This is a genomic window from Mycolicibacterium sp. XJ662 (assembly GCF_053484035.1).
Map to the genome: position 1 here is coordinate 310,488 of NZ_JBEFTL010000005.1, position 8,937 is coordinate 319,424.

An 8,937-nucleotide genomic window follows, 5' to 3' on the forward strand; every position below is an offset into this window, starting at 1 on the left:
TGGCCGGGTGGACGGCTTCCTCAATTGGTGGGACGGCGTTGAGCTGTGGCTCACCGGGCTGCCGTTCGTTGTGCAGACGGCTGTGGTGATGCCCGTGGTGCTCGCGCTGGCGTTCGGCATTGCTGTGGTGCTCGACGGCGCGCTGGGCAACAGCATTCGGCTGGTGCGGCGGGTGCGCCATCTCGACCAGGACGACGCCCGATGAGGGGCGGTATGCCACCGTCGAGGGTGACGATGGCGCTGGTTTTCCTGGTGGTGTTGGTGCTCGTCACCTGGCTGGTGACACGTCAGGGTGGCTGAGCCACACCGTGCAGAACCGGCCGGCTCTGTTATTCTTCGCCCCATGCGTACGGCAACCGGCAACAAGGGCGGCCATGTCTTGGCCCTCATCGCCGTGGGATTCGCTGCCGTCGCTGATGTCTGCTGTTGTTGCTGACTCCATTCCCGTCCACGGTTTTGGTGTGTCGGCGGCAACTTTTTTGAGCCCGAACGCTGCTCGCGCCTTGCCGACGTGACGGATCGTCTTCGTTAGCGTCCCTGCAAGGAAAGGTCACCAATGCGTCATCACCAGCAGTCCTGGCGCACCGCCGCCGTCGTCGCCGCCGCGAGCCTGCTCGCCGCGTGCGGCGGCGGGTCCAGCGACGTCGTCGGCGGCGCCCCGGAAACCGGTGGCGGCGACAGCACGCTGACGCTGGTCGCCTACGCGGTTCCCGAGCCCGGCTGGAGCCAGATCATCCCGGCGTTCGCGGCCACCCAGGAAGGTGAGGGCGCCGCGGTGGCCGCGTCCTACGGCCCCTCGGGCGACCAGTCGCGCGCTGTGGTCGACGGTAAACCCGCCGACATCGTCAACTTCTCCGTCGAACCCGACGTCGCCCGCCTGGTCAAGGCGGGCAAGGTCGCCGAGGACTGGAACGCCGACGCCACCGGCGGCGTCCCGTTCGGCTCCGTCGTCACGCTGGTGGTGCGGGAGGGCAACCCGAAGAACATCAGGGACTGGGACGACCTGCTGCAGCCGGGGCTCGAGGTGGTGAGCCCGAGCCCGCTCAGCTCGGGATCGGCGAAGTGGAACCTGTTGGCGCCGTACGCCGCCAAGAGCAACGGCGGCGAAAACCCGCAGGCCGGGCTGGATTTCGTCAACGAACTGGTGACGGAACACATCAGGACCCGGCCGTCGTCCGGGCGTGAGGCCAGCGACCTGTTCCTGCAGGGCACCGGTGATGTGCTGCTGAGCTACGAGAACGAGGCCATCAACATCGAACGGCAGGGCAAGCCCGTCGAACATGTGAGCCCGCCGCAGACGTTCAAGATCGAGAACCCCGTGGCGGTCGTCACCTCGAGCCCGCACCTCGAGAAGGCGAACGCGCTCAAGAACTTCCTCTACACCCCTGAGGGGCAGAAGATCTGGGCCGAGGCGGGTTTCCGGCCGGTCGATCCCGGGGTCGCGTCGGATTTCGCCGACGATTTTCCCGCTCCGGAAAAACTGTGGACCATCGCCGATTTGGGTGGCTGGCAGAGCGTGGATGCGGCATTGTTCGATAAGGACAACGGCACGATCACGAAAATCTACAAAGAAGCAACGGGATGACAGCTGGCCTCGACGCGAAAGGTCCGCGGCTCCCGGAGGAGCCGTTTGACGACGCCGGGACGCCCAAGGGATTTTTCGTCAGCCGCTACGGCAACACGAAGTTGCGCGTCGGCGTGGCCACCACGTGGTTGTCGATCATCGTGCTGCTGCCGCTCGCCGCGATCGTGTGGCAGTCCGCCGGCGGCGGGTGGGATGCGTTCTGGCAGGCGGTGACCTCGACCGGCGCGATCCAGTCGTTTCAGGTCACGCTGACGGTTTCGCTGGCGGTCGCGGTGATCAACCTGTTCTTCGGCCTGCTGGTGGCGTGGGTGCTCACCCGCGACGACTTCGTCGGCAAGCGGTTGGTGGACGCCATCATCGACCTGCCGTTCGCGTTGCCCACCATCGTGGCCAGCTTGGTGATGCTGGCGCTCTACGGGCCCAGCAGCCCGGTGGGGATCCACATCCAGCACACCAAGTGGGGGGTGGGCGTCGCGCTGCTGTTCGTCACCCTGCCGTTCGTGGTGCGCTCGGTGCAGCCGGTGATCCTGGAGTTGGACCGGGAGGTCGAGGAGGCCGCGGCGTCGCTGGGCGCCGACAACTTCACGATCTTCCGGCTGGTGATGCTGCCCGCGCTGCTGCCGTCCCTGCTCTCCGGTGCCGGCCTGGCCTTCTCCCGCGCGATCGGTGAGTACGGTTCGGTGGTGCTGATCGGCGGCGCGGTGCCCGGTGAATCCGAGGTGTCCTCGCAGTACATCCGCACGCTGATCGAGTTCGACGACCGCACCGGCGCGGCGGCGGTATCGATTGTGCTGCTGACGATTTCGTTCGTGGTGCTGTTCATCTTGCGCACCATCGGCTCGCGGGTGGCCAAACGCCAGGAGTTGACGACGTGACGTTGTCGCCTGCGGTTCGCTACCTGCTTCGCTTCCTGGCGCTGGGCTATCTGCTGGTCTTGCTGGTGGTGCCGGTCGGCTTGATTCTGTGGCGCACCTTCGAACCCGGTATCGGCGAGTTCGTCGGGTCCATCACCACGCCGGCGGCCATCTCGGCGCTGCAACTTTCGCTGATCGTGGTGGCCATCGTGGTGCCGCTCAACGTGATCTTCGGGGTCCCGACCGCTCTGGTGTTGGCACGCAACAAGTTTCGTGGCAAGAGCATGCTGCAGGCGGTGATCGATTTGCCGTTTGCGGTGTCGCCGGTGGTGGTCGGTGTCGCGCTGATCCTGCTGTGGGGCTCGGCCGGTGCGCTGGGCTTCGTCGAGAACAACCTCGGCCTCAAGATCATCTTCGGGTTCCCGGGCATCGTGCTGGCCAGCATCTTCGTCACCGTGCCCTACGTGATCCGCGAGGTCGAACCGGTGCTGCACGAGTTGGGCACCGACCAGGAGGAGGCCGCCTCGACCCTGGGCTCCAGCGCGTGGCAGACCTTCCGGCTGGTCACGCTGCCCTCGATCAAGTGGGGTCTGATGTACGGGGTGGTGTTGACCGTCGCGCGGACGCTCGGCGAGTACGGGGCCGTGATCATGGTGTCGTCGAACCTGCCGGGCCAGTCGCAGACGTTGACGTTGCTGGTGTCCGACCGCCACGCGCTCGGAAACGAGTACGGCGCGTACGCGATCTCGACACTGTTGATGAGCGTGGCAGTGATCGTGTTGATCGTGCAGGTGATTCTCGACGCCCGCCGCGCGAAACTGGACACCTGAGCCATGGGCGATGAGGAGACGACAGCCGTGACCAACGCGATCACCGTGCGGGGCGCCAACAAGCGCTACGGCGACTTCGCCGCGCTCGACAACGTCGACTTCGACGTGCCGTCGGGGTCGTTGACGGCGCTGCTCGGCCCCAGCGGTTCGGGTAAATCCACCCTGCTGCGCGCGATCGCCGGGCTGGACCAGCCCGACACCGGAACCATCACGATCAACGGCCGCGACGTCACCAACGTGCCGCCGCAGCGACGCGGTATCGGGTTCGTGTTCCAGCACTACGCGGCGTTCAAGCATCTGACGGTGCGTGACAACGTGGCCTTCGGCCTCAAGATCCGCAAACGACCGAAAGCCGAGATCAAGGAAAAGGTCGACAACCTGCTGGACGTGGTGGGGCTGACCGGCTTTCAGACCCGCTACCCCAACCAGCTCTCCGGGGGACAACGCCAACGCATGGCGCTGGCGCGCGCGCTGGCCGTCGACCCCCAAGTGCTGCTGCTCGACGAACCGTTCGGCGCGCTGGACGCCAAAGTCCGTGAGGATCTGCGGGTCTGGTTGCGGCATCTGCACGAGGAGGTCAACGTCACCACCGTGCTGGTCACCCACGACCAGTCCGAAGCGCTGGACGTGGCCGACCGCATCGCCGTGCTCAACAAGGGGCGTATCGAGCAGGTCGGTTCTCCGACACAGGTTTACGACCAACCCGCCAACGCGTTCGTGATGTCGTTTCTGGGGGCGGTGTCCTCGCTGAACGGCAGCCTGGTGCGCCCCCACGACATCCGCGTCGGACGCACCCCGGAGATGGCCATCGCGGCCAGCGAAGACTCCATCGCCGCCACCGGCGTGGTGCGAGCCACGATCGACCGGATCGTCATGCTGGGCTTCGAAGTCCGCGTCGAACTCACCAACGCCGCATCGAACACCTCGTTCACCGCGCAGATCACCCGCGGCGACGCCGAAGCGCTCGCGTTGAAAGAGGGCGACACCGTCTACGTCCGCGCCACCCGCATCCCCGCGATACCGGCGGGCTCCGAGGTGCCAGCAGCCGACACCGCTGACGAGCGCGGCGCAGTCGAAAGCCTGAGCTAGGCTAGGCCGCCACGGTTGCGGCAGTGAGCGCGTCGAAGCGGTCCAGCACCGTCGCGGCCACCAGGTTGTGTGACCCCAGCGGCTCGGCCATCGAGATACCCTGTGCGGCAGCGTAGTTGGCGACGCGGTCGGTGATGCGGCCGTGCGCCAAGAACCACGGCGCGATCACCAGACGTCGTGCACCTTTGGCGCGCAGCGCCTTCGCCGCGTCGTCGACGCTGGGATGCGGGCCGGTGGCGAACGCGACTTCGGCGCCCACCCAACGGGTTCCGGCGCCCAGCGCCTGCGCCACCGAGGCGGTGCGGGCGTTCGCGGTGACGCTCGACGACCCGACGGCCACGACCAGCACACCGAGGCCGTCGTCGTCCGGAGACACGCCACGTTCGGCGAGGCGCTGTCGCAACACCGACAACAGCGCCGGATCCTCACCCAGCACCCCGGCCTGCTCGACGTCGGCTCCCGAGGCTTCGATCACCGCGGGCAGGTCGATACGGGCGTGGTAGGCGTCGGCCAGCAGGAACGGCACCACCACGCCGCGGCCGGGCACGCCGGCCAGCACGTCACCGAGGCTCGGTGCGGCGTTCTCCAGAAACGCCGCACGCACGTCCAGCCACGGCCGCAGCCGCCGGATCCGGCCCGCGACCGCATGCGTCACCGCCGCCGAGCGCGGATCGACACTGCCGTGCGCGGTCAAAATGAGCGTCACGAGGCGTGCAGCCCGCATTCGATCTTGCCGGTGCCCGCCCAGCGGCCGCTGCGCGGATCGGCGCCCTTGACGGGCTTGGCCGTGCACGGCGCGCAGCCGATCGACGGATAGCCCTCGTCGACAAGCGGATTGACCAACACGCCGTTGGCGTCGATGTAGCTCTGCATGTCCTCGTCGGTCCACGCCGCCAACGGGTTGATCTTCACCAGCCCGAACGCGTTGTCCCAACTGATCAGCGGCGCGTTCGCGCGCGTCGGCGCCTCCACCCGCCGGATGCCGGTGACCCATGCCGAATATCCGCTCAGCGCCTTGCTCAACGGCTCGACCTTGCGCATCCGGCAGCACTCGTTGGGTTCACGGGCGAACAGATCCTTGCCGAACAGCGCATCCTGTTCGGCCACGGACTTTTCCGGGGTGACGTTGACCACGTTCACGTCGTAGACCGACGCGACCGCATCACGGGTGCCGATCGTTTCGGCGAAGTGATACCCGGTGTCCAGAAACAGCACGTCCACACCGGGGCGCACCTTGGCGGCCATATCGACGAGCACCGCGTCCTGCATGTTGGACGCCACGATGTAGTTACCCGCGAAGTTCTCGTCGGTCCAGCGCAGCAGGTCGACGGCGCTGGCACCGTCGAGTTCCTTGGCGCCCCGCTCGGCCAGCGCCTGCAGGTCGGTGTCGGATAGAACGTCAGTCACCGCAGATCCGCCTCCTCGGCTCGCATCGCCCACGTAGCGAAACGCTCGCCGTCCTCGCGTTGTTTCACGAAGTTGCGGATCACCCGGTCGATGTAGTCGCCGAGCTCCGTGGCCAACACCTTGTGCTGGCGCAGCTTGCGGCCGAACCCGCTGTCCAGCCCGAGGCTGCCACCCAGGTGCACCTGGAAGCCCTCTTCGGGGCCGTCGCCGTCGTCGATCATCTGGCCCTTGAAACCGATGTCGGCCACCTGGATCCGCGCGCACGAGTTCGGGCAGCCGTTCAGGTTGATCGTGATCGGCACGTCGAGCTGGGCGTTGATGTCCTCGAGCCGCTTCTCCAACTCCGGCACCAACGTCTGCGCGCGGGTGCGGGTCTCGGTGAACGACAGCTTGCAGAACTCGATGCCGGTGCAGGCCATCAGGTTCTTGCGCCAGTGCGTCGGCTCGGCGGGCAACCCCAGCTTGGCCAGCCCGGCAGTCAGCTCGTCGAGTTTCTCGTCGGGCACGTCGAGGATGATCAGCTTCTGATACGGCGTGAACCGCGCCCGGTCCGTGCCGGCCTTCTCCATCAGGTCGGCCACCGCGGTCAGGATCGTGCCGGACACCCGGCCGGCGATCGGCGCGACGCCGACGGCGTTGAGGCCGTTCTTGAGCTTCTGGATGCCAACGTGGTCGATCGGATGCTTGACCGGCTGGGGCGCCGGACCGTCGATCAGCGGGCGCTTCAGGTACTCGGTTTCGAGGACTTCGCGGAACTTCTCGACACCCCAGTCCTTGACCAGGAACTTCAGCCGCGCCTTGGACCGCAGCCTGCGGTAGCCGTAGTCGCGGAACACCGAGGTGACCGCTTCCCATACGTCGGGCACCTCGTCCAACGGCACCCACACGCCGAGCCGTTGGGCCAGCATCGGGTTGACCGACAACCCGCCGCCCACCCACAGGTCCAGGCCGGGCCCGTGCTCGGGATGGTTCACCCCGATGAACGAGATGTCGTTGACCTCGTGGGCGACGTCCTGCAGACCCGAAACCGCGGTCTTGTACTTGCGCGGCAGGTTGGAGTACTCGGGGTTGTCGATGTAGCGGCGCACGATCTCGTCGAGCGCCGGCGACGGGTCGAGCACCTCGTCGAGGGACAACCCCGCCAGCGGCGAGCCGAGCATGCCGCGCGGGCAGTCGCCGCAGGCCTCGGTGGTCTGCAGCCCGACCTCGTCGAGCCGACGCCACACCTCGGGGATGTCCTCGATCTCCAGCCAGTGGTACTGCAGGTTCATCCGGTCGGTGATGTCGGCGGTGTCCCTGGCGAACTCGGTGGAGATTCCACCCAGCGTGCGCAACGCGGCGACCGAAAGCGCCTTGCCGTCGCAGCGGACCCGCATCATGAAGTACTTGGCCTCCAGCAGATCGGCGTTCTCGTCGCCGGTCCAGGTGCCGTCATAGCCCTGCTCGCGCTGGGTGTAGAGACCCATCCAGCGGAAGCGGCCGCGCAGGTCGGTCTTATCGATGCCGTCGAAGCCGGTCTTGGCGTAGATGTTGATGATGCGGTCCCGCACGTTGAGCGGGTTGTCGTCCTTCTTGAGTTGCTCGTTGCCGTTGAGCGGTTCCCGGTAGCCCAGGGCCCACTGGCCTTCTGCGCGTGGCTGGCGGGCGGGTTTGGCTTTTGCCTGAGTCATTCGTGTTGGCTCCTTCGTGGAGCCGGCGTTCAGATCGCGCGTGTCACCGGAGAGCTGTCCGGCGGCGCAGATCCGGCGGCCAGCTAGAAGAGGTTGGTGGGCTGGGGTCCGTAATCAGCGCGTCAAGGCAGACAGCAACAGGTACAAACGCGCTTGTAATCGACATGCCGACGCGCCACCAGCGAAATGCGGGGGAAGATGCGTGCGGCAGTCACGGTGCCAATTGTGCCATGAACTTGGCCCGACGCCCTAACCGGCCCATATTTGCGCTCAGAAGGAGCAGAACTCTTCTGGGAAGCTGGACGGTATGACCGTGCGAACGGCGCCCGCGGCGCTGCCGAACCTCGAGGCCACCCCCGGTGGCGCGTTCGGCGTCTACGTCCACGTGCCGTTCTGCGCGACGCGCTGCGGATACTGCGACTTCAACACCTACACACCCACCGAACTGGGCGGCGCCACCCCGGCCGGATACCTGGCCGGGCTGCGCACCGAGCTTCGGCTGGCCGCTGCGGCACTGGGCGCGCCGCCGCCGGTCGACACCGTGTTCGTCGGCGGCGGCACCCCGTCGCTGTTGGGCGCCGATGGCCTGGCCACGGTGCTCGACGCGATCCGCGCGCATTTCGACCTGGCGCCCGACGCCGAGGTCACCACCGAAGCCAACCCGGAGTCGACGTCGCCGCGGTTCTTCGACCAGTTGCGCGCCGCCGGGTACACCCGGGTCTCGCTCGGCATGCAGTCCACGGCCCCGCACGTGCTGGCGGTGCTGGACCGGGTGCACTCACCGGGGCGTGCGCTGGAGGCGGCCCGCGAGGCCCGCGCCGCCGGGTTCGAGCACGTCAACCTCGACCTGATCTACGGCACGCCGGGGGAGCGCGACGAGGATCTGTTGGGCTCGGTCGAGGCCGCCGTCGACGCCGGCGTCGACCACGTCTCCGGGTATGCGCTGGTGGTCGAGGACGGCACCGCGATGGCGCGGCGGGTGCGCCGCGGCGAGCTCACCACCCCCGACAACGACGAGTTGGCGCACCGCTACGAACTGCTCGACGCGCGGCTGTCGGCGGCCGGCTTCGACTGGTACGAGGTGTCGAACTGGTGCCGGCCCGGCGGCGAGTGTCGACACAACATCGGCTACTGGAACGGCGGTCAGTGGTGGGGCGCCGGGCCGGGCGCACACGGCTACCTCGGCGCGACGCGGTGGTGGAATGTCAAGCATCCCAACGCTTATGCGCAGACCCTGGGCGAGGGCCGGCTTCCGGTCGCCGGCTACGAACAGCTCGATGCCGACACGCGCCACATCGAGGACGTGCTGTTGAGGGTGCGGTTGCGCGACGGGCTGGCGATGGGGGTGCTGAACGAGGCCGAACGCCGCCGCGCCGCAACGGTGGTCGACGACGGGCTCGCCACGGTGCGGTCCGACCGGTTGGTGCTCACCGACCGGGGCCGGCTGCTGGCCGACGCGGTGGTGCGCACCCTTCTGGATTAACAGCTCGACCAGGCGCGGC

At 67.5% G+C, this 8,937-nt stretch carries 11 protein-coding genes; 7 read left to right on the forward strand and 4 right to left on the reverse strand.

Going from position 1 to position 8,937, the window contains the following annotated elements; genetic code table 11:
* Positions 1-7 precede the first annotated feature (7 nt).
* From ABQE93_RS17070 to ABQE93_RS17095, 6 genes are all read left to right on the forward strand, one after another.
* Entirely contained in the window at positions 8-205 is a 198-nt protein-coding gene (locus ABQE93_RS17070; protein WP_448408736.1) for a hypothetical protein, read from the forward strand.
* A gap of 138 nt (positions 206-343) precedes the next feature.
* A complete protein-coding gene (locus tag ABQE93_RS17075; protein ID WP_448408734.1) occupies positions 344-436 on the forward strand; it encodes an Ms4533A family Cys-rich leader peptide in 93 nt (30 codons plus the stop codon).
* 120 nt (positions 437-556) lie between these two features.
* Entirely contained in the window at positions 557-1,585 is a 1,029-nt protein-coding gene (locus tag ABQE93_RS17080) for a sulfate ABC transporter substrate-binding protein (protein WP_448408733.1), read from the forward strand.
* Positions 1,582-2,460 (forward strand): sulfate ABC transporter permease subunit CysT, encoded by an 879-nt coding sequence (gene cysT / locus ABQE93_RS17085; protein WP_448408731.1) that lies wholly within the window; start codon positions 1,582-1,584, stop codon positions 2,458-2,460. The genes ABQE93_RS17080 and cysT overlap by 4 nt, the downstream gene beginning before the upstream one ends.
* On the forward strand, positions 2,457-3,269 hold the full coding sequence (cysW, locus tag ABQE93_RS17090; RefSeq protein WP_448408730.1) for a sulfate ABC transporter permease subunit CysW: 813 nt from the start codon (positions 2,457-2,459) through the stop codon (positions 3,267-3,269). The genes cysT and cysW overlap by 4 nt, the downstream gene beginning before the upstream one ends.
* A gap of 27 nt (positions 3,270-3,296) precedes the next feature.
* Entirely contained in the window at positions 3,297-4,358 is a 1,062-nt protein-coding gene (locus tag ABQE93_RS17095; RefSeq protein WP_448408728.1) for a sulfate/molybdate ABC transporter ATP-binding protein, read from the forward strand.
* Position 4,359: 1 nt separating this feature from the next.
* On the opposite strand, the gene ABQE93_RS17100 is transcribed toward ABQE93_RS17095, so the two are convergent.
* The 4 genes from ABQE93_RS17100 to ABQE93_RS17115 form a co-directional block, all read right to left on the reverse strand.
* Positions 4,360-5,082, reverse strand: coding sequence for a sirohydrochlorin chelatase (locus tag ABQE93_RS17100; protein WP_448408726.1), 723 nt, complete (start codon positions 5,080-5,082; stop codon positions 4,360-4,362).
* Positions 5,061-5,765, reverse strand: coding sequence for a phosphoadenylyl-sulfate reductase (locus tag ABQE93_RS17105; RefSeq protein WP_448408724.1), 705 nt, complete (start codon positions 5,763-5,765; stop codon positions 5,061-5,063). The genes ABQE93_RS17100 and ABQE93_RS17105 overlap by 22 nt, the downstream gene beginning before the upstream one ends.
* Positions 5,762-7,435, reverse strand: a complete 1,674-nt coding sequence (locus ABQE93_RS17110) for a nitrite/sulfite reductase (protein WP_448408723.1) — start codon at positions 7,433-7,435, stop codon at positions 5,762-5,764. The genes ABQE93_RS17105 and ABQE93_RS17110 overlap by 4 nt, the downstream gene beginning before the upstream one ends.
* 122 nt (positions 7,436-7,557) lie before the next feature.
* Complete coding sequence (locus tag ABQE93_RS17115) at positions 7,558-7,650, reverse strand: Ms4527A family Cys-rich leader peptide (protein WP_448394970.1); 93 nt, start codon at positions 7,648-7,650, stop codon at positions 7,558-7,560.
* A gap of 92 nt (positions 7,651-7,742) precedes the next feature.
* Here ABQE93_RS17115 and hemW point away from each other — a divergent pair, with 92 nt between their 5' ends.
* Positions 7,743-8,918: a radical SAM family heme chaperone HemW gene (gene hemW, locus ABQE93_RS17120; protein WP_448408722.1), complete on the forward strand. Its 1,176-nt coding sequence runs from the start codon at positions 7,743-7,745 to the stop codon at positions 8,916-8,918.
* The last annotated feature ends 19 nt before the right edge of the window (positions 8,919-8,937 follow it).

Coding starts and splice junctions, on each gene's coding strand:
- ABQE93_RS17075 (WP_448408734.1), top strand. CDS start 344: ATGCGTACGGCAACCGGCAACAAGGGCGGCCATGTCTTGGCCCTCATC.
- ABQE93_RS17080 (WP_448408733.1), top strand. CDS start 557: ATGCGTCATCACCAGCAGTCCTGGCGCACCGCCGCCGTCGTCGCCGCC.
- cysT (WP_448408731.1), top strand. CDS start 1,582: ATGACAGCTGGCCTCGACGCGAAAGGTCCGCGGCTCCCGGAGGAGCCG.
- ABQE93_RS17100 (WP_448408726.1), bottom strand. CDS start 5,082: ATGCGGGCTGCACGCCTCGTGACGCTCATTTTGACCGCGCACGGCAGT.
- ABQE93_RS17110 (WP_448408723.1), bottom strand. CDS start 7,435: ATGACTCAGGCAAAAGCCAAACCCGCCCGCCAGCCACGCGCAGAAGGC.
- hemW (WP_448408722.1), top strand. CDS start 7,743: ATGACCGTGCGAACGGCGCCCGCGGCGCTGCCGAACCTCGAGGCCACC.